General features: G+C 43.0%; 21 protein-coding genes. 14 read left to right on the forward strand and 7 right to left on the reverse strand.

What is annotated here, in order from left to right; all coding sequences use genetic code 11:
• The 12 genes from metF to dtd form a co-directional block, all read left to right on the forward strand.
• Positions 1-807 (forward strand): methylenetetrahydrofolate reductase [NAD(P)H] (gene metF / locus SORDD24_RS05460; RefSeq protein ID WP_231082686.1); only part of this gene is annotated, 807 nt, incomplete at its 5' end.
• A gap of 612 nt (positions 808-1,419) precedes the next feature.
• Positions 1,420-3,633 (forward strand): polyribonucleotide nucleotidyltransferase, encoded by a 2,214-nt coding sequence (pnp, locus tag SORDD24_RS05465; RefSeq protein WP_061408401.1) that lies wholly within the window; start codon positions 1,420-1,422, stop codon positions 3,631-3,633.
• 14 nt (positions 3,634-3,647) lie between these two features.
• Positions 3,648-4,265 (forward strand): serine O-acetyltransferase, encoded by a 618-nt coding sequence (gene cysE / locus SORDD24_RS05470; RefSeq protein WP_061408404.1) that lies wholly within the window; start codon positions 3,648-3,650, stop codon positions 4,263-4,265.
• 30 nt (positions 4,266-4,295) lie between these two features.
• Positions 4,296-4,514, forward strand: a complete 219-nt coding sequence (locus SORDD24_RS05475) for a YdeI/OmpD-associated family protein (RefSeq protein ID WP_061408407.1) — start codon at positions 4,296-4,298, stop codon at positions 4,512-4,514.
• Between the two features lie 13 nt (positions 4,515-4,527).
• Positions 4,528-5,292 (forward strand): nucleoside phosphorylase, encoded by a 765-nt coding sequence (locus SORDD24_RS05480; protein WP_061408411.1) that lies wholly within the window; start codon positions 4,528-4,530, stop codon positions 5,290-5,292.
• 8 nt (positions 5,293-5,300) lie between these two features.
• Positions 5,301-5,822 (forward strand): dihydrofolate reductase family protein, encoded by a 522-nt coding sequence (locus SORDD24_RS05485; protein ID WP_061408414.1) that lies wholly within the window; start codon positions 5,301-5,303, stop codon positions 5,820-5,822.
• Between the two features lie 17 nt (positions 5,823-5,839).
• Complete coding sequence (gene cysS / locus SORDD24_RS05490; protein WP_061408417.1) at positions 5,840-7,183, forward strand: cysteine--tRNA ligase; 1,344 nt, start codon at positions 5,840-5,842, stop codon at positions 7,181-7,183.
• Positions 7,176-7,562 carry a Mini-ribonuclease 3 gene (locus SORDD24_RS05495; RefSeq protein WP_061408422.1) on the forward strand — a complete coding sequence of 129 codons (387 nt, stop codon included), beginning with the start codon at positions 7,176-7,178 and terminating at the stop codon, positions 7,560-7,562. The genes cysS and SORDD24_RS05495 overlap by 8 nt, the downstream gene beginning before the upstream one ends.
• 2 nt (positions 7,563-7,564) lie before the next feature.
• Complete coding sequence (locus SORDD24_RS05500) at positions 7,565-8,434, forward strand: helix-turn-helix domain-containing protein (RefSeq protein WP_061408425.1); 870 nt, start codon at positions 7,565-7,567, stop codon at positions 8,432-8,434.
• Positions 8,435-8,548: 114 nt separating this feature from the next.
• The gene (locus SORDD24_RS05505; protein WP_000229943.1) at positions 8,549-9,679 is read left to right on the forward strand and encodes an ABC transporter ATP-binding protein; all 1,131 of its coding nucleotides are present in this window, start codon (positions 8,549-8,551) and stop codon (positions 9,677-9,679) included.
• Between the two features lie 148 nt (positions 9,680-9,827).
• Positions 9,828-12,044: a RelA/SpoT family protein gene (locus tag SORDD24_RS05510; RefSeq protein WP_061408428.1), complete on the forward strand. Its 2,217-nt coding sequence runs from the start codon at positions 9,828-9,830 to the stop codon at positions 12,042-12,044.
• 18 nt (positions 12,045-12,062) lie between these two features.
• Positions 12,063-12,506, forward strand: coding sequence for a D-aminoacyl-tRNA deacylase (gene dtd, locus SORDD24_RS05515; protein ID WP_061408431.1), 444 nt, complete (start codon positions 12,063-12,065; stop codon positions 12,504-12,506).
• A 30-nt stretch (positions 12,507-12,536) separates the two neighbouring features.
• Here the strand turns inward: dtd and SORDD24_RS05520 are convergent, their stop codons facing one another.
• The 6 genes from SORDD24_RS05520 to SORDD24_RS05545 form a co-directional block, all read right to left on the reverse strand.
• Positions 12,537-12,950 (reverse strand): hypothetical protein, encoded by a 414-nt coding sequence (locus SORDD24_RS05520; protein WP_061408434.1) that lies wholly within the window; start codon positions 12,948-12,950, stop codon positions 12,537-12,539.
• Between the two features lie 107 nt (positions 12,951-13,057).
• Positions 13,058-13,708, reverse strand: a complete 651-nt coding sequence (locus SORDD24_RS05525) for a metal-dependent transcriptional regulator (RefSeq protein WP_061408437.1) — start codon at positions 13,706-13,708, stop codon at positions 13,058-13,060.
• A gap of 81 nt (positions 13,709-13,789) precedes the next feature.
• Positions 13,790-14,284: a thiol peroxidase gene (gene tpx, locus SORDD24_RS05530; RefSeq protein ID WP_033630265.1), complete on the reverse strand. Its 495-nt coding sequence runs from the start codon at positions 14,282-14,284 to the stop codon at positions 13,790-13,792.
• 114 nt (positions 14,285-14,398) lie between these two features.
• Positions 14,399-15,331 (reverse strand): metal ABC transporter substrate-binding protein, encoded by a 933-nt coding sequence (locus SORDD24_RS05535; protein WP_061408440.1) that lies wholly within the window; start codon positions 15,329-15,331, stop codon positions 14,399-14,401.
• Between the two features lie 26 nt (positions 15,332-15,357).
• The gene (locus SORDD24_RS05540) at positions 15,358-16,206 is read right to left on the reverse strand and encodes a metal ABC transporter permease (protein ID WP_061408443.1); all 849 of its coding nucleotides are present in this window, start codon (positions 16,204-16,206) and stop codon (positions 15,358-15,360) included.
• Positions 16,203-16,925, reverse strand: a complete 723-nt coding sequence (locus tag SORDD24_RS05545) for a metal ABC transporter ATP-binding protein (RefSeq protein WP_061408446.1) — start codon at positions 16,923-16,925, stop codon at positions 16,203-16,205. Before SORDD24_RS05545 ends, SORDD24_RS05540 begins: the two co-directional genes overlap by 4 nt.
• Positions 16,926-17,102: 177 nt before the next feature.
• Here SORDD24_RS05545 and SORDD24_RS05550 point away from each other — a divergent pair, with 177 nt between their 5' ends.
• A complete protein-coding gene (locus SORDD24_RS05550) occupies positions 17,103-18,995 on the forward strand; it encodes a M13 family metallopeptidase (RefSeq protein WP_061408448.1) in 1,893 nt (630 codons plus the stop codon).
• Positions 18,996-19,054: 59 nt separating this feature from the next.
• Positions 19,055-19,819, forward strand: a complete 765-nt coding sequence (locus tag SORDD24_RS05555; RefSeq protein WP_061408450.1) for a hypothetical protein — start codon at positions 19,055-19,057, stop codon at positions 19,817-19,819.
• 106 nt (positions 19,820-19,925) lie between these two features.
• On the opposite strand, the gene SORDD24_RS05560 is transcribed toward SORDD24_RS05555, so the two are convergent.
• Positions 19,926-20,555, reverse strand: coding sequence for an MBL fold metallo-hydrolase (locus SORDD24_RS05560; protein ID WP_061408453.1), 630 nt, complete (start codon positions 20,553-20,555; stop codon positions 19,926-19,928).
• Positions 20,556-20,906 lie beyond the last annotated feature (351 nt).

Below are 20,906 nucleotides of genomic sequence, written 5' to 3' on the forward strand. Positions count from 1 at the left end.
AATGATAAGATTATTTCTGCTCTTCAAGATATGCAGGAGCTAGCACCTCACTTTATCAGTGTGACTGCCAGCAATAATAAATTTAATATCAAGGAAACGACGGTTCGTTTGGCTGACTTTATCCAGAATGATTTGGCGATTCCAACTATTGCCCACTTGCCAGCTATCTATCTGACCAAGGACAAAGTTGCTGAAACCATTGCAGACTTGGATAAGGTTGGGGTACAGAAAATCTTGGCCCTGCGTGGGGATATTATCCCTGATGTGGAGCCTCAAAAGGATTTCCGCTACGCAACGGACTTGATCGAGTTCATCAAGGAACAAGCCCCTCACTTTGAGATTGTCGGAGCTTGTTACCCAGAGGGACACCCAGACTCGCCAAACCAGATCTCGGATATTCAAAATCTCAAGAAGAAAGTGGATGCAGGCTGTTCAAGTCTCGTAACGCAACTTTTCTTTGACAATGAGCGTTTCTATGATTTCCAAGACAAGTGTACCTTGGCAGGGATTGATGTTCCTATTCATGCGGGTATCATGCCCATTCTGAACCGTAACCAAGCCCTTCGTCTCTTGAAGACTTGTGAGAATATCCACCTTCCACGTAAATTTAAGGCCATCTTAGACAAGTATGAGCATGACCCTGAGTCGCTCAGAGCAGCAGGACTTGCCTACGCAGTGGATCAAATCGTGGACTTGGTAACCCAGGATGTCGCAGGTGTGCATCTCTACACCATGAACAATGCTGAAACAGCTAAATACATCCACCAAGCAACCCATGCCTTGTTTAATCATCAGTCTTTAGGGTAATAAAAAGCAAACCATTCTTCTCAGTTGAGGGGAATGGTTCCTTTTTAATAGAAAAGCCCGCACTTTTTAAGAAAAATATGATAAAATAGACTCTGTACGTACTTGATACAAAGATGAGGGTATTTAGGGTACTAAGGATTTTTTAATAGTTGATTAATTTTTAATCAAAATCTGATAATTGGTTCTACAATAAATACGAACGAAGTGAGTGTTAAAAGATATTTCACGCTATAGTGGTATCCTAGAGAATAACTCTGTTATTTTCTAGGACGGAATTTTTGAGAGTAAAATAGTTCGGGGAACTATTTTAGCCTGAGCATAGAAATAAAAAGGCGAAGTGTTCAAAAATTAGGAATGAAATTCCCTGGATTTCTAAAATCATCCACTGGATATTTTTACCTCCCGTCCGCACTATTCCAGTGAAATATCAAAAAAACTACTTAATTGAATTTTGTCTCATTTCTTAGGAAAAAAGATAAGCTTCCTAGCATTCATCGAGTGCGGCGTCACCTTCCTATTTTTCTACAGAAATGTTCGGCAAGCCGAACCGTCCAAAATATCTTGATCTTTGTAGGCAAGGCGTATAATATCATCAATCCAAAGGGGATTAACATGACAAAACAAGTGTTTCAAACGACTTTTGCGGGTCGTGAGTTGGTTGTAGAGACTGGTCAGGTTGCTAAGCAAGCAAATGGCTCTGTTGTCGTACGTTACGGTGAGTCAACTGTCTTGACTGCGGCCGTTATGTCTAAGAAGATGGCAACTGGGGATTTCTTCCCTCTCCAAGTCAACTACGAAGAAAAAATGTATGCGGCTGGGAAGTTTCCTGGTGGCTTTATGAAGCGTGAAGGACGTCCTTCAACTGATGCGACTTTGACAGCGCGTTTGATTGACCGTCCAATCCGCCCGATGTTTGCGGAAGGTTTCCGTAACGAAGTGCAAGTGATTAATACGGTTCTTTCTTACGATGAAAATGCATCTGCACCTATGGCGGCTATGTTTGGTTCATCCTTGGCACTTTCTATTTCGGATATTCCATTTGACGGACCAATCGCTGGGGTACAAGTAGGTTATGTAGATGGCCAAATCATCATCAACCCAAGTCAAGAACAGGCAGAGCAATCGCTTCTTGAATTGACAGTAGCTGGGACCAAACACGCTATCAACATGGTTGAGTCTGGTGCCAAAGAATTATCAGAAGAAATCATGTTGGAAGCCCTTCTCAAAGGACACGAAGCTGTCAAAGAATTGATTGCCTTCCAAGAAGAAATCGTAGCGGCAGTTGGTAAAGAAAAAGCAGAAGTAGAATTGCTTCATGTAGATGCTGACTTGCAAGCTGAAATCATCGCAGCCTACAACAGCGACCTTCAAAAAGCGGTCCAAGTAGAAGAAAAATTGGCTCGTGAAGCTGCAACTCAAGCAGTCAAAGACCAAGTCACAGCAGTTTACGAAGAAAAATATGCAGACCACGAAGAATTTGACCGTATCATGCGTGATGTGGCTGAAATCTTGGAACAAATGGAACACGCAGAAGTGCGCCGTTTGATCACAGAAGACAAGGTTCGTCCGGACGGTCGTAAGGTCGATGAAATCCGTCCTTTGGATGCGGTTGTTGACTTCCTTCCTCGTGTGCACGGTTCCGGTCTCTTCACTCGTGGGCAAACTCAAGCCCTTTCAGTCTTGACCTTAGCCCCAATGGGAGAAACTCAAATCATCGATGGTTTGGATCCAGAGTACAAGAAACGCTTTATGCACCACTACAACTTCCCTCAATACTCTGTAGGGGAAACAGGTCGTTACGGTGCGCCAGGTCGTCGTGAAATCGGTCACGGTGCTCTCGGTGAGCGTGCTCTTGCGCAAGTCTTGCCAAGCTTGGAAGAATTCCCATACGCTATCCGTCTGGTAGCAGAAGTCTTGGAATCAAATGGTTCTTCTTCTCAAGCCTCTATCTGTGCGGGAACTCTTGCCCTTATGGCTGGTGGTGTGCCAATCAAGGCGCCAGTAGCAGGGATTGCCATGGGTCTCATCTCCGACGGCAACAACTACACAGTATTGACAGATATCCAAGGATTGGAAGACCACTTTGGAGACATGGACTTCAAGGTTGCTGGTACTCGTGACGGGATTACAGCCCTTCAAATGGATATCAAAATCCAAGGGATTACTGCAGAAATCTTGACTGAGGCTCTTGCTCAAGCCAAAAAAGCGCGTTTTGAAATCCTTGATGTGATTGAAGCAATCATTCCAGAAGTTCGTCCAGAATTGGCGCCAACTGCTCCAAAAATTGATACCATCAAGATTGATGTGGATAAGATTAAGATTGTCATCGGTAAAGGTGGAGAAACCATTGACAAGATTATCGCTGAAACAGGCGTTAAGATTGATATCGACGAAGAAGGAAATGTTTCTATCTACTCGAGCGATCAAGATGCTATTAACCGTGCCAAAGAAATCATTGCTGGCTTGGTTCGTGAAGCCAAAGTGGATGAAGTTTACCATGCCAAGGTTGTTCGTATCGAGAAATTCGGTGCCTTTGTTAACCTCTTTGACAAGACAGACGCCCTCGTTCACATTTCGGAAATGGCTTGGACGCGTACCAATAATGTCGAAGACTTGGTGGCTATTGGAGACGAAGTCGATGTCAAAGTTATCAAGATTGATGAAAAAGGACGTGTTGATGCTTCTATGAAGGCTCTTCTTCCACGTCCACCAAAACCTGAGCGTGATGAAAAAGGTGAAAAGTCTGAACGTCCTCACCGTCCACGTCATCACAAGGACCACAAACCGAAGAAAGAATTTACACACAAACCAAAAGATTCAGAATAAGAAAGGAGAAATGTATGGGATGGTGGCGCGAAACCATTGATATCGTAAAAGAAAATGATCCAGCGGCGCGCACTACTTTGGAGGTTCTACTGACCTACCCAGGTGTCAAGGCCTTGGCTGCCCACCGTCTCTCGCATTTTCTCTGGAAGCATGGCTTTAAACTCTTGGCTCGTATGCACAGTCAGTTTTGGCGCTTCTGGACTCAGATTGAGATTCATCCAGGTGCTCAGATAGAATCAGGTGTCTTTATCGACCATGGTTCTGGCTTGGTGATTGGGGAGACAGCGATTGTTGAGAAGGGAGTTCTCCTCTATCATGGGGTGACTCTTGGGGGAACTGGAAAAGACTGTGGGAAACGCCATCCGACCGTTCGCAAAGGAGCGCTTATATCTGCTCATGCCCAAGTCATTGGACCCGTTGAAATCGGTGAAAATGCCAAAGTCGGTGCAGCAGCAGTTGTTGTGGCAGATGTTCCTAGTGATGTGACGGTTGTCGGTATTCCTGCTAAGATTGTGCGTGTTCATGGTGAGAAAGACGAGCCAACCATTCACGAGGTAGAGGAGAAACGGAAATACTATCTAGACAAGCTAGAGCATGCCCGTGAAGCCAGCCACCATTCGTCAAGTCTTTAGAAAAGGTTGGCAAAGTTATCTAAGTAAAATATGACAGGAGGAACCGACATGTCAGATTTATCAGATGCTATTTTGAACCAGGTAATCCTTGAACTGAAAGAAGGTTTGGACGGTCCCGCCAAGGAGCGCTTTACAAAACTGCCGCCTAGCCACCAGCGCGAATGGGCTCGCTATATCAGTGAAGCAAAAAAAGATGAGACCAAGCTGCGCCGCATAGAAAAGATGAAGCTGGATTTGCAGAAGCTTTAAAGAAAGAGAACTTATGCTATTAGAGGAATTTGAAGATGAAGCTGGGGTTATTGAGCCAACAGATAGGCAGATTATGGACAAGGGTGAGGTTTGTGAAACCATCATCCTGTCCTTTAACGGAGAAATTCTGCAACGTTTGATTGAGTCAGAAAAAGTCTATCAAGGAGGCTATTTAAAAAATCTTAACGGTCAATTCCCTTGGTATGTATATAATTATGATGGAAATCAAGTTGCGGTCATGACAGCGCTTATTGGAGCTCCATCAGTGATTGGCCAACTGGAGGAATTGGTAGCTAGAGGCTTTAAAAATTTTATCATTTTAGGTTCCTGTGGCGTTTTGGACCGCTCAATTGAGGCAGATAAGATCATCTTGCCTGCGGCCGCATTGCGAGATGAAGGGACTAGCTATCACTATGCCCCACCGGGTGATGAAGTCGCCTATAACGAATCACTGTTGATTAAGTTGGAAGCCATCTTTGATAAGCACAATATCGAGCATATCCGCACCAAGTCTTGGACGACTGATGCCTTTTATCGAGAAACGCCTGATAAGGTCAAGCGTCGCTTGGCTGCCGGAGCTCAAGTGGTGGACATGGAAGCTTCAGCTATCATGGCTTGGAGTCAATTCCGCAAGAGTAAAGTCTATCAGTTCTTCTACACAGCTGACTATGTGGATCATCATAACCGAGCCTGGGATGCCCGCCATGAAGAGCGGACAGCTGATGCCATGACTTTTTTCACTATCGCTTTGACAATAGCAAAGGAACTAGAAAGGTAACTACAAGAATGGCAGTATATTTTTACGGCTGTATCACCATGGATGGCTACTTGGCAGACAGCCAGCACAGGATAGACTGGCTGCATCAGCTTGGTTCTGTAGAGAATACAGGTTATGATGACTTTTACAGGCAAATGGATATCACCATCATGGGCAAGCGGACCTTTGAGGAAATCCAAGATTTGCAAGATGTAGAAAGTTTTTATCAAGCTACGGAAAATTATGTCTTTACGCATGATAGGCACCTGCCTGTCAGCAATTACCAGCCAGTAGCTGGGGATGTGGTGGACTTTGTTCAACAGATTGACAAAGGCAAAAATGTCTTTGTGATTGGTGGTAATTCCTTGGTAGGACCGCTCTTGGATGCGGATCTTTTCGACCACCTCATTATTCAGATAGCGCCCCTTATCCTAGGAAAGGGGGTTCCCCTCTTTACCCAAGAGGAAGGGCAACGCTTTTACCAACTGGATAGCCTCAGACAATTTGGCCCTTTTGCAGAGCTGGTTTTCAGTCGAAAAAGTCAGAAATAGAGAAGGGAGTGGACCGCATGATTAAAATTTACGACACCATGTCTCGTGATTTGCGAGAATTTGTCCCAATCGAGAACGGTAAGGTTAAGATGTATGTCTGTGGGCCTACGGTCTACAACTATATCCACGTCGGCAATGCCCGCTCAACAGTAGCTTTTGACACTGTTCGCCGCTATTTTGAGTATCGGGGATTTGAGGTCAATTATATTTCCAATTTTACAGATGTAGATGATAAGATTATCAATCGCGCCAAGGAAGAAGGCATCACACCTCAGGAGGTTGCGGACAAGTACATCGCGGCCTTTCGTGAGGATGTGACGGCCTTGGGTGTCAAGCCTGCGACTCGCCATCCACGTGTAGTAGAGTTTATGGAGGACATCATTCGTTTTGTCGCTGACTTGATTGAAAAAGGCTTTGCCTACGAGAGTCAAGGGGATGTTTACTTCCGTGTGGAAAAATCTCATAACTATGCCAAGTTAGCCAATAAAACCTTGGAAGATTTGGAGTTGGGTGCTTCAGGTCGAACAGATGAAGAAACGGCACGTAAGGAAAATCCTGTGGACTTTGCTCTCTGGAAAGCTGCCAAGCCAGGCGAGATTTCTTGGGATAGTCCTTGGGAACCTGGTCGTCCGGGCTGGCATATCGAGTGTTCGGTTATGTCGACAGAGATTTTGGGAGATACCATTGATATTCACGGTGGTGGAGCCGATCTGGAGTTTCCGCATCATACCAATGAAATTGCCCAGTCAGAAGCTAAAACAGGCAAGACTTTTGCTAACTACTGGATGCACAATGGCTTTGTTAATATCGACAATGTCAAGATGTCCAAGTCCTTGGGCAACTTTATAACTGTACATGATGCCCTCAAAACCATCGATGGCCAAGTCCTTCGTTTCTTCTTTGCCACTCAGCATTACCGCAAGCCAATCAACTTTACAGAAAAGGCAGTGCGTGATGCCGAGACCAATCTTAAGTATCTAAAGAACACTTACGAGCAACCATTTTCTGGGACTGTAGATATTCAAGACTTACAAGCCTTTAAAGATAAGTTTGTTGCAGCTATGGATGAGGATTTCAACGCTGCCAATGGTATCACAGTTGTCTTTGAAATGGCCAAATGGATCAATTCAGGCAACTATGATGCAAGTGTCAAGGAAGCTCTTGCGGCTATGTTAGAAGTCTTCGGAATTGTCTTTGTTGAGGAAGTTTTGGATGCAGAGATCGAAACCTTGATCCAAAAACGCCAAGAAGCGCGTGCTAATCGTGATTTTGCGACAGCAGACCAAATCCGTGACCAACTGGCTGCTCAAGGGATTAAGCTCCTTGACACCAAGGATGGAGTGAGGTGGACACGTGATTGATGTCAATCTCATTAACGGAATTGCTCTTGCTTTTGAAGGGGATGCGGTTTATTCTATGTATATTCGCCGTCACCTCATCCTCAAAGGCTTGACCAAACCCAATAAACTCCACCAAGAGGCGACCAAGTATGTCTCAGCCAAGGCTCAGGCTCACCTGATTGCCCTCATGTTGGAGCAGCAAGTCCTTACGGAAAAAGAAGAAGAAATCTACAAACGTGGTCGCAATACCAATAGTCATACAAAGGCTAAAAATGCGGATGTGGTGACTTACCGCATGTCTACTGGTTTTGAAGCGGTCATGGGCTATCTTCATTTGACAGAAAATATGGGGCGTCTAGAGACCTTGATTTCGTGGTGTATCCAAAAAGTGGAGGAGTAGAAATGCTTGCAAAAGAATTACAAGACTGGTTTCCTGAAGCTCAGATTTCAGATCAGCCGATTGAGAAACCAGGCTATCTCACTCTCCCTTTAGCTTCTCAGCAGTGGATTTTACTGGAGGAAGCTGGTCTCAGCGAGCGTGAAAAGCAGTTAATTACCCTTTTAACCCAGCAGGAGCAGGCTCGTTCGCTCAATCCTTGGTATTCCTATCTGATCGAGGGAAAGGGGCAGGCGCCTCAAACTTTTAAAAAGATACAACTGGTTTATTGCCATCTATCCTATTACCAACAGGAAAATCTAGCCTCTTGGCTGGATATGATGCAGACCCTCTTTCCTAACTGCCAGACAGTGTTACAGGTCGGAGTTCAGGACTATGTTTTTATTCTCCAGCAAGATAAATACAGCTCTGTTCGCTCAATCTTATCCGATACGATTGAGGCAGTAGAGTATGATTTTGGTCTTCGTCTGTCTATCATGTTAGGGCAGGTCTGGTCACAGACTGGGTATCAGGCTCTGTCAGATTTAATCCAAGCAGAGCGGGACTTGTTTAAGACTTGGTGGCGTCAGGGTCACCAAGGTGTACACACCTTTTCACAGCTCTATCTTTGGAGTCTTGGGGAAGGGCTGGTTGACCATAGAATTATCAAAGACTACCTTCGTCAGTTGATTCTGGACCAAGATCAGATTCAGGAGATCATTCTTTCTCTCTGGGAAAACAGTGCTGTCTTAACTAAAACTGCCCAGCAACTCTATCTGCACCGAAATTCTCTCCAATACAAGATTGACAAATGGGAAGAATTGACAGGACTTCAGTTGAAGGAGTTGACGGATCTCACCCTTTGTTATCAGTTGATTTTACCGGATATTCTTTAAAGTTTTGTGCAAGTTGCACAGAACTTTTTTATTTTTTTGGTCACCTTGCCATAGAAAAGTAAAGCGTTTTCATTTATAATATAACTATCAAAAAATAAAAGGAGTTCACCTTCCATGGTAGAATTAAATCTTAAAAACATTTACAAAAAATATCCAAACAGCGAACACTACTCAGTTGAAGACTTCAACTTGGACATCAAAGACAAGGAATTTATCGTTTTCGTAGGTCCTTCAGGATGTGGTAAATCAACAACTCTTCGTATGATCGCTGGTCTTGAAGACATTACAGAAGGTACTGCATCTATCGATGGCGTGGTTGTCAACGACGTAGCTCCAAAAGACCGTGACATCGCCATGGTATTCCAAAACTACGCTCTTTACCCACACATGACTGTTTATGACAACATGGCTTTCGGTTTGAAATTGCGTAAATACAGCAAGGAAGATATCGACAAACGTGTGCAAGAAGCTGCAGCAATCCTTGGCTTGAAAGAGTTCTTGGATCGTAAACCTGCTGACCTTTCTGGTGGTCAACGTCAACGTGTTGCCATGGGGCGTGCGATCGTCCGTGATGCAAAAGTGTTCTTGATGGACGAGCCTTTGTCAAACTTGGATGCCAAACTTCGTGTATCTATGCGTGCTGAAATTGCGAAGATCCACCGTCGTATCGGTGCTACAACCATCTACGTAACGCACGACCAAACAGAAGCGATGACATTGGCAGACCGTATCGTTATCATGTCAGCTACTAAGAACCCTGCTGGTACAGGTACTATCGGACGTGTAGAACAAATCGGTACTCCTCAAGAAGTTTACAAAAACCCAGTTAACAAATTCGTTGCAGGATTTATCGGAAGCCCAGCTATGAACTTCATCAACGTGAAATTGGTTGGTAGCGAAATTGTTTCTGACGGTTTCCGCTTGAAAGTTCCAGAAGGAGCATTGAAAGTTCTTCGTGATAAAGGCTACGAAGGTAAAGAATTGATCTTCGGTATCCGTCCAGAAGATGTGAATGCAGAACCTGCTTTCCTTGAAACATTCCCAGAATCAGTGGTTAAAGCAACTATCTCTGTATCAGAATTGCTTGGTTCAGAATCTCACCTTTACTGCCAAGTTGGTAAAGATGAATTTGTTGCAAAAGTGGATGCTCGTGACTACTTGCAAACAGGTGCAACAGTTGAACTTGGATTTGACTTGAACAAAGCGCACTTCTTCGACGTAGAAACTGAGAAAACAATCTACTAAGATGAATAAATAGAATAGCAAAGCACTGCAGAGTTTCTCTTGCAGTGCTTTTTCTTTTAAATGCATAGGCTAGGCATGAAAACAGGCTTTTCTAGTTTTAATATTCTTAAAAAAGTGATAAAATGGTAGGAAGAATTGGAGAGAATAGATGCCGAAAGAAGTGAATTTGACGGGCGATGAGGTTGTCGCTTTAACGCAAAAATATTTATCAAAAGAAGATGTTGCTTTTGTACATAAAGCCTTGGTTTACGCCGTTGAATGCCATAGTGGTCAATACCGTAAATCTGGCGAGCCCTATATTATTCATCCCATTCAGGTGGCAGGGATTTTAGCTAAACTCAAGCTAGATGCCGTGACGGTTGCCTGTGGATTTTTGCATGACGTAGTTGAGGATACGGATGCGACATTGGATGATTTAGAGAAAGAGTTTGGTCATGATGTTCGCATTATTGTTGATGGAGTGACCAAGCTTGGTAAGGTGGAGTACAAATCGATCGAGGAGCAATTAGCGGAAAATCACCGCAAGATGCTCATGGCCATGTCTGAGGATATCCGCGTTATCTTGGTTAAACTATCTGACCGCTTGCATAACATGAGAACGCTTAACCATCTACGAAAAGACAAGCAGGAACGTATTTCTAGAGAGACCATGGAAATCTATGCACCACTTGCTCATCGTCTAGGGATTTCCAGTGTCAAGTGGGAGTTGGAAGATCTATCTTTCCGTTACCTCAATCCAACTGAGTTTTACAAGATTACCCACATGATGAAGGAGAAACGCAGAGAACGTGAGGCTTTGGTTGACGAAGTCGTAACCAAGTTGGAGGACTATGCTACCGAACGCAATCTCAAAGGGAAAATCTATGGTCGTCCTAAGCATATCTATTCGATTTATCGCAAGATGCAGGATAAGAAGAAACGTTTTGAGGAAATTTATGACCTGATTGCCATTCGCTGTATCTTAGATACCCAGAGTGATGTTTACGCCATGCTGGGTTATGTGCATGAACTTTGGAAACCTATGCCGGGCCGCTTCAAAGACTATATCGCTAATCGTAAGGCCAACGGTTACCAGTCTATCCATACGACTGTTTATGGGCCAAAAGGGCCGATTGAATTCCAGATTCGGACCAAGGAAATGCACGAAGTGGCTGAGTACGGGGTAGCAGCTCACTGGGCTTATAAGAAAGGCATTAAAGGGCAGGTCAATAGCAAGGAATCTGCTATTGGGATGAACTGGATTAAGGAGATGATGGAGCTCCAAGACCAAGCTGATGATGCCAAGGAATTTGTGGACTCTGTTAAAGAAAACTATCTGGCGGAGGAGATTTACGTCTTTACTCCAGATGGTGCGGTTCGCTCCCTGCCGAAAGATTCAGGACCGATTGACTTTGCCTATGAAATTCATACCAAAGTCGGTGAAAAAGCAACTGGTGCCAAGGTCAATGGTCGTATGGTTCCTCTGACAACCAAGCTCAAAACTGGGGATCAGGTCGAAATCGTCACCAACCCCAACTCCTTTGGCCCGAGTCGTGACTGGCTCAACATGGTCAAGACCAGCAAGGCACGCAACAAGATTCGTCAGTTCTTTAAAAACCAAGATAAGGAATTGTCCGTTAACAAGGGCCGTGAAATGCTCATAGCTCAGTTCCAAGAAAACGGCTATGTAGCCAATAAATTTATGGACAAGCGTCACATGGACCAAGTCCTTCAAAAAACTAGCTACAAGACAGAAGAATCTCTCTTTGCGGCCATTGGTTTTGGAGAAATCGGTGCTATTACGGTCTTTAATCGTCTGACTGAAAAGGAACGCCGTGAGGAAGAGCGTGCCAAGGCCAAGGCGGAAGCAGAAGAGCTTGTCAAAGGTGGCGAGGTAAAGGTTGAAAATAAAGAAACCCTCAAGGTCAAGCATGAGGGTGGTGTGGTCATTGAAGGTGCCTCAGGACTCCTCGTTCGGATTGCCAAGTGTTGCAATCCCGTTCCGGGTGACGATATTGTCGGCTACATCACCAAGGGCCGTGGTGTGGCCATTCACCGTGTGGACTGTATGAACCTTCGCGCCCAAGAAAACTACGAACAACGTCTCCTTGATGTGGAATGGGAAGACCAGTACTCAAGTAAGGAATATATCGCTCACATCGATATCTACGGCCTCAACCGTACAGGTCTCTTAAATGATGTTCTGCAAGTTCTTTCCAACACAACTAAGAATATCTCAACCGTTAACGCCCAACCAACAAAGGATATGAAATTTGCCAATATCCATGTCTCCTTTGGTATTTCCAACCTCTCTACACTAACCACAGTCGTGGACAAGATTAAGAGTGTGCCAGAGGTCTACTCTGTCAAACGTACCAACGGATAATTGAATAGAAAGGCGCTTATGAAAATCATTATCCAACGGGTTAAAAAAGCCCAAGTCAGTATCGAAGGTCAGGTTCAGGGTAAAATCAACCAGGGGCTCTTATTACTGGTCGGTGTTGGCCCAGAGGACCAAGAGGAAGATTTGGACTATGCTGTGAGAAAGCTCATTAACATGCGGATTTTTTCAGATGTGGAAGGCAAGATGAACCTGTCTGTCAAGGATATTGAGGGGGAAATCCTTTCTATTTCCCAGTTTACTCTCTTTGCGGATACCAAGAAGGGCAATCGTCCAGCTTTTACAGGAGCAGCCAAGCCGGATAGGGCATCTGCCTTCTATGAGGCTCTCAACCAAAAGCTAGCTCAGGAAGTGCCCGTTCAGACAGGCATCTTTGGAGCGGATATGCAGGTGGAGCTGGTAAATGATGGACCAGTTACCATCATTCTTGATACTAAAAATAGATAAGAAAACCAAGCTAGCTGGCTTGGTTTTTGTTTATAGACACTCCCATAAAGAGGTATGTTTGTTGTAAAAGTCTGGATAGTTTTCTCTTAGGTGGCTAGCCGTTATATAATATAAAGTAGAATGACAACCAGTGACGATTGGCATAAGAGAGGAAAGTCGCTGAGAACTAGCGAAGGCTAAGAGGACAAATAATAGAAAATCGCTGATGGCTACTCCTAAATAGTAGAAGCGAAACTTTTTATTGATTTGAGGATAAATCTCAACGAAATGATGTTTGAGTCGGTTGACCAAGCGAAATAGCAGTAGTCCCTGAGCAAGGATGAAAATAAAACCAGAGAGCAGGAGCCAGTCTACAGAGAGATCGGTTTTGGAGATAAAAATTGCTAATAGTAGCAAATCGCTGACTGCAATGGCTGCGAAATGGATTCTAAAGAGCTTTTTCATAGGAAGACCTCCCTCTTTTATCTATCTTCATTCTACACCAAACAAATGGGAGTTGCAACTAACATAATAAAAAATCCCTGAAAGGAATTTCTTTCAGGAATAAGGGGTTAGTTGATTTTTTCGACATAGAGTTGTTTGGCGATATCCATACTAACTTGGAGGTCTTCGTTTTTGTTGACCAGAGTAAAGCTATTGGAAAAGCCATCAAACTGCTTGACTTGAAGTTGGTCACCGATATGAATTGCGTGCTTTTCTAGATATTTGAGTAGTTCAAAGCTATCATGAACGCGAGTCAGGAGATAGGTTCCAGCTTCCTGGACGGCCGCTAGTGGCAGGTTATTAATTTCAACCAAAAGTTCTCCCTCGGCAGGTATGGTTCCACCGTGGGGGCAGGTTTGAGGGAAACCGAGCAGTTTATCCAGTCTCTTTACAAATAGGTCAGAGACAGTGTGCTCTAGGACCTCAGCTTCTTCGTGGATTTGATCGCTAGTATAGTCTAGATGGTGAACTAGAAAGACTTCAATCAAACGGTGTTTACGATAGAGCTCAGAGACCAGTTTGAGGCCAATATCTGTCAATAGATAGCCGTTCTCCTTATCCTTGAGGATGAGATTTTCACTTTTCATGCGTTTGATCATCTCTGTTACAGCAGGTGGAGAGACCTGCATACGGGCAGCAATTTCTTTGTTGGTGATTTTTTGCATGTCCGTACCGATTTCATAAATACATTTTAAATAATCTTCTTTATTTGGAGTCATTCGTTTCCTCTTGTATATTCTCCATCTAGTATACCAAAAAAAGCTAGATTTCTCTAGCTTTCTGTCATAATGCTTGTGATTTTAGTCTAGTTCTTTAACTGCAGCAATAGCAGCTTCAAAGTTTGGCTCCGTGTTGATATTGTCAACGTATTCTACATAACGGATGACATTGTCAGTATCGAGAACAAAGACGGCACGTGCAAGGAGATGCCATTCGTTGATCAAGAGGGCATAATCGCGCCCGAAAGAATGGTCAAAGTAGTCTGAAAGCATGATGGCATTGTCAAGGCCTTCAGCCCCGCACCAGCGTCCTTGGGCAAATGGTAGGTCCATAGAAACGGTAAGAACGACGGTGTTGTCAAGGTTGGCAAGTTCCTGGTTGAATCGACGTGTTTGCGTTGAACAGATACCAGTATCGATAGAAGGGACAACACTCAAGACTTTTTTCTTTCCATCAAAGTCAGCTAGCGTTTTTTTAGAGAGATCGGTTGTAGTGAGAGAAAAGTCAAGTGCCTTGTCTCCGACTTGCAGTTGTTTACCTGTAAAAGTTACAGGGTTTCCGAGAAAAGTGGTCATGAAACTACTCCATTCTTTTTTCTTTTATTTTACCGAGAATTGTCAGATTTTTCCAATGATTTGACCGGAAATTGAAAAAACGCCAATTCGGTGAGAACGACGTTTTTTAATGGATTATTTTGACAAACCTTCAGCAATCTTGTCAAGGTTGTATTTCATCATGCTGTAGTAGCTGTCACCTTCTTTACCTTCTTCAGCGATTGAGTCAGTAAAGATTTGTGCGTAAATTGGAATATTTGTGTCTTGTGAAACAGTCTTCATTGGACGGTCATCGACACTTGATTCAACGAAGAGTGATGGAACTTTTGTTTGGCGAAGCTTTTCAACCAATGTCTTGATTTGTTCAGGTGTTCCTTCTTCTTCTGTGTTGATTTCCCAGATGTAGGCACTTGGAACTCCGTAAGCTTTAGAGAAGTATTTGAAGCATCCTTCGCTGGTTACGATGAGTTTCTTTTCAGCAGGGATATTGTTAAATTTCTCTTTGGCTTCCTTGTCCAGTTTGTCTAGCTTTTCAGTATAGTCTTTGAGATTTTTTTCGTAGAATTCCTTGTTGCTAGGATCTTTTGCAATCAACTGTTTTGCGATGTTTTTCGCATAAATCATCCCATTTTCAAGATTGAGCCAAGCGTGTGGGTCTTCTTTTCCTTTTTCGCTTTCACCTTCAAGGTAGATAATTTCAACACCATCACTGACTGCAAAGTAGTCCTTGTTCTCAGTTTTCTTGGCATTTTCAACCAATTTAGTAAACCAAGCATTGCCACCAGTTTCAAGATTGATTCCGTTATAGAAAATCAAGTCAGCTTGAGAAGTTTTCTTAACGTCTTCAGGAAGTGGTTCGTACTCGTGTGGATCTTGACCAACAGGAACGATACTGTGAAGATCAATCTTGTCACCAGCGATATTTTTGGTAATATCAGCGATGATTGAGTTAGTCGCTACAACCTTTAGTTTTTGGTTTGTAGATGCTGTATCTTTTTTCCCGCTAGCACAGGCAGCTAATCCAATGATAGAAAGAAAAAGAATAAGCAAAGTACCTAATTTTTTCATTAGATTCCTCCAGAAGGGTTTCCCCGTTATTTAATGATTTTTTTGTTTTTCAGTTTCAAGTATCGTTGCTTTGGAGAGATAAAGAAACTGATTAGAAAGAAGCTGGCGGATGTGAGCACGATGCTGGATCCCGCTGCGAGATTGAAACTATAGCCGATAAAGAGTCCCAAGACAGAAGCGGTTGCCCCTAGGGTTGATGAAAGAAAAATCATGCTCTTTAGGCTATTAGCATAAAGGTAAGCCGTCGCAGCTGGGGTAATCAACATGGCCACGATAAGAATAGTCCCAACACTTTGCATGGCGGTGACGGACACAAGGGTCAAGAGCACCATGAGCAGATAGTGGTAGAAATTAACGGGCATTCCCATGGCTTTAGCTAGGAGTTCGTCAAAGGATGTAATCAATAGTTGTTTAAAGAAAATCCCGATAATCAAGAGAATCAATGCACCCACACCAATGGTGATCCACATATCCGTATCTTGGACAGCGAGGATATTCCCAAAAAGGATATGGAAGAGGTCTGTCGAACTCTTGGCAACACTAATCAAGATGACACCTAAGGCTAAGAAAGATGAAAAGGTAATACCAATGGCAGTGTCACTCTTGATGATAGAGTTTCCCTTGATGTAGGTAATGATGATGGAAGCCATCAAGCCAAAGATAATCGCTCCAATAAAGAAATCAATTCCCAAGATAAAGGAAAGGGCTACGCCGGGTAAAACTGCATGAGAGATGGCATCCCCCATGAGAGACATTCCACGTAAGATGATAAAACATCCTACAGCTCCAGCAACCACCCCGATGACTATAGCTGTTATCAAGGCATTTTGTAGGAAATGGAAATGTTGCAATCCATCGATAAATTCTGCTATCATAGGTCACCTCCATTAAAGAAGAGCTTACTACCATAAGCTTTTTTGAGATTGGCTTCGGTAAAGGTTTCTTCAGTTGGACCAAGGTCTATTAATTCTCGATTGAGAAGCATAACTTGGTCGAAATAATGGGGGACTTTGCTGAGGTCATGATGGACGATGAGAACTGTTTTACCAGCTTTTTTAAGGTCTCTCAGCGTATTCATGATAATCTCTTCACTGATCGAGTCAATTCCAGCGAAAGGCTCATCTAAAAAGATGTAGTCAGCTTCCTGCACTAAGCAGCGGGCAATCAAAACACGTTGGAATTGTCCTCCAGAGAGCTGACTGATTTGGCGATCAGCATAGTCTGAGAGTCCAACGATTTCAAGTGCATCCGCCACTTTTTTCCAGTGGCTGGCCTTTAAAGTGTGGAAGAGCGGGATGGATGGATAGAGTCCCAGTGAGACACATTCCTTGACCTTGATAGGGAAATTGTAGTCGATATGGATTTTTTGCTCGACATAGGCAACTCGATGTAAAGATTTCTTGACTTCTTTGTCATCGAGATAGGCCTGACCTTCGTGTGGGATAATTCCCAACATACCTTTTAATAAAGTTGATTTTCCAGCACCATTTGGACCAATAATTCCGGTAATAGTTGGTCCGTGGAGCACTAGTGAGATATCCTTTAGTGCCAGCGTTTCTTTGTAGGAGACGCTGAGGTTTTCGATACGTATCATACAGTTGTTTTCCTCCCGTATTTAATATACATTAAAAAAAAATTAAGTCAAGTTAATTTTTGAAAAATTTAATAAAATGACAATAAAATGAAAGATATAAGAAATTTATTTTTGATTGCATTCCCTAGATTTTTTTGCTAAGCTAGGAATAAGTGAAAATATGAAAGCGAGAACAAGATGACACGTTATCAAGATGATTTTTATGACGCTATTAATGGCGAATGGGAAAAAACAGCTGTGATTCCAGCTGATAAATCTCGAACAGGTGGTTTTATTGACCTTGATGAGGAAATTGAAGAGTTGATGCTGGCGACTACGGACAAGTGGTTGGCAGGTGAAGAGGTTCCAGAGGATGCTATTCTCGCAAACTTTGTTAAGTACCATCGTATGGTACGTGATTTTGATAAGAGAGAAGCAGATGGGATCAAGCCTGTTTTGCCAATGCTCAAGGAATACCAAGATTTGGAGAGCTTTGCAGATTTTACCAGCAAACTGGCAGAGTTTGAACTAGCTGGTAAACCAAACTTCCTTCCTTTTGGTGTTTCACCAGACTTTATGGATGCCAGAACCAATGTTCTCTGGGCAAGTGCACCAGGAACAATCTTGCCAGATACGACTTACTATGCGGAAGACCATCCTCAACGTGAGGAGTTGCTAGGTTTGTGGAAGGAAAGTACCACAAATCTTCTCAAAGCCTATGATTTTTCAGATGAGGAAATCGCAGACTTATTAGAGAAACGATTGGAATTGGACCGTCGTATCGCGGCTGTGGTGCTTTCTAACGAAGAAAGTTCAGAATATGCCAAACTCTACCATCCATACGCTTATGAAGATTTCAAGAAATTCGCCCCTGCCCTACCTCTAGATGACTTCTTCCAAGCAGTTCTTGGACAAACTCCAGATAAGGTTATCGTAGACGAGGAGCGTTTCTGGCAAGCAGCAGACCAATTCTATAGTGAAGAAGCGTGGCCTCTACTTAAAGCAACCTTGATTTTGGGCGTTGTCAATCTCTCAACAAGCTATCTCACAGACGAGATTCGTATCTTGTCAGGTGCTTATGGTCGTGCTCTTTCAGGTGTTCCAGAAGCTCAGGACAAGGTCAAGGCAGCTTATCACTTGGCTCAAGGTCCTTTCAAGCAAGCCCTTGGTCTCTGGTACGCGCATGAAAAATTCTCCCCAGAAGCTAAGGCAGATGTAGAGAAAAAAGTGGCGACTATGATCGATGTTTATAAGGAACGCTTGGCTAAAAATGACTGGCTGACTCCTGAAACTCGTGACAAGGCCATCGTTAAACTCAATGTTATCAAGCCTTATATCGGTTACCCAGAAGAATTGCCAGAACGCTACAAGGACAAGGTAGTGGATGAGACTGCTAGTCTTTTTGACAATGCTCTAGCCTTTGCGCGTGTGGAAATCAAACACAGTTGGAGCAAGTGGAATCAGCCTGTAGACTACAAGGAATGGGGCATGCCTGCTCATATGGTCAATGCCTATTACAATCCACAGAAGAACCTGATCGTCTTCCCAGCGGCTATTTTACAGGCTCCTTTCTATGACTTGCATCAGTCATCTTCTGCTAACTACGGTGGTATTGGGGCGGTTATTGCCCATGAAATTTCCCACGCCTTTGATACCAACGGAGCGTCCTTTGATGAAAATGGTAGTCTCAAAGATTGGTGGACAGAGAGCGACTATGCTGCCTTCAAGGAGAAAACACAAAAAGTTATTGACCAATTTGATGGACAAGATTCTTATGGAGCAACCATTAACGGTAAATTGACTGTGTCAGAAAACGTGGCTGACTTAGGAGGAATCGCTGCAGCGCTTGAAGCAGCTAAGAGAGAACCAGACTTCTCAGCAGAAGAATTCTTCTACAACTTCGGTCGTATCTGGCGCATGAAAGGTCGTCCAGAATTTATGAAACTTTTGGCCAGCGTTGATGTACACGCACCAGCCAAACTCCGTGTCAATGTGCAAGTACCAAACTTCGATGATTTCTTTACAACCTATGATGTCAAAGAAGGAGATGGTATGTGGCGTTCACCAGAAGACCGCGTCATTATTTGGTAATGAATCGAATCTAATACTAAAATCCGTAAATCTATATAGGATGGGTTAAAGAGGTTAATATGAAGAAATTTTTAATGATATTTTCAGCTGTTCTTACTGTTTTTGTTTTAGCATCTTGTGGTGCAAACAAAAAAGATGAACAAATAGAACCTTCGGCAAGACAATCATCTTCTACCAAAGAGGAACAGAAGGAAACCTCTACGAAGTCAGAGAGCCAAACTAGTACAAGTTCTTCAATGTCAACTCCGTCAACAACAGTGGAAAAGAAAAGTAAAACAGGAAAAGATTTGTACGAGGAAGTAATAGATCGCTACAATCACTATCAGGCTCTTTTAAGTAGTGGTGACCGAGAATCCTTGTATGAAAAGTTGAAACAGAATAAGATTTTTTCTGAAGAGTATGGCTATATCTTTACACTAAGCACCTACGATAAACCAGCTAGTCTTCATTATGTGTTTACTGATTTAAATAATGATGGTCAAGATGAAATGATTATTGGAGATAAAAAATATATAGGGGCCATTTACTATTTAGAGAATAAGCAACCAAAGTTGCTTCATACAGCTTATGTAGCTTCTGCGGGAGGCTTTCGTTCTAGTCTAGTCATTTATGAAAATGGCCAAGTCAGATATGCAGACTGGCAGTCAACACGACCAGAAATGAACTTAAGTCTATATGCTTTTGATAAAGACGGAGTACAGAAGATTAAAGAAGGAATCTTTCAAATTGGTAGTGATCAAAAGCCAGAGCAAATCTTAGAGATTTCTTCTAATGAACTTGATTTAGCTAAATTTGATTGGAAAGAATTTGAGCCAGTCAACTAGTATTTGATGAAATTCAATACTAGACTAGATTCTAAAATCAAAGAATGGAGAATTGAATAGCAGTACACAAAAACCAAGGAGAAAAAATTCCTTGGTTTTTTGCTTGCTAGAAAAAAGGATTAAAGGTCTTTTCGTGAGCAATAGTAGTAGCTGGCCCATGTCCTGGATAAACATCGTAGTTTGGTAGGGTGAAGAGTTGGGTCTGGATACTATGGAGTAGCTGCTCTGTACTACCAGTTGGAAGATCAGTTCTTCCGATTGTTTCACGGAATAGGGCATCTCCTGTCAAGACTAGGTGAGCATCAGGAAAGACTAGGGAAACACCGCCGATAGAGTGCCCTGGTGTTGGCAAGACAGTGAAACGAAATTCCTCCAATTGATATTCCTCATGAAAGACAAAGGTGTGTTCAGCTGGTTTTGCGACCACATCTGCCATATCATCGTGGCGAGGTAGCCCAGAGAGATTATCGACGGGAGTATAGATCCAGCTGGCTTCACTCTCTGCGATATAGACAGGAGGATTGCCAAAAGTCTCACGAACTAGGTCCAGACTCATGATATGGTCATAATGAGCATGGGTCAAGAGAATAGCACAGATAGGTTTGTTGAAGTTCTCTATTGTCTGACGAATGGCTTCCCAATGGCTGCCAGGATCGACGACGATGAGGTGTTTTTCACCTTCTAGGTAATAGGTGTTTTCATAGGCAACAGGATTCACAGTTTTATGGATTTTCATACTAGCTCCAATCTCAAAGAATGTACTAATACTCTTCGAAAATCAAATTCAAACCGCGTCAACGTCGCCTTGCCGTACTCAAGTACAGCCTGCGGCTAGTTTCCTAGTTTGCTCTTTGATTTTCATTGAGTATAAATTAAGTATAGCACAGTTAGGGAGAATGAAGTGGATAGAAAGTCCCTCTCTTTTAAGGAATGTTACTTGCTATCTATTTTATTCTGTCCAAAATAGAGATAGTTATTTTTAGAGTTATGAACTAGCTAGAGCTTTTAATTGACTGGGATTTAAAATAAAGCTAATGAGCTGGAGAGTGACTTAATGAAGCAAGTAAATTGTATTCTGTATTAGAAG

The sequence above is a fragment of the Streptococcus oralis genome (genome assembly GCF_001579175.1).
GTDB classification, from domain to species: Bacteria; Bacillota; Bacilli; order Lactobacillales; family Streptococcaceae; genus Streptococcus; species Streptococcus oralis_O.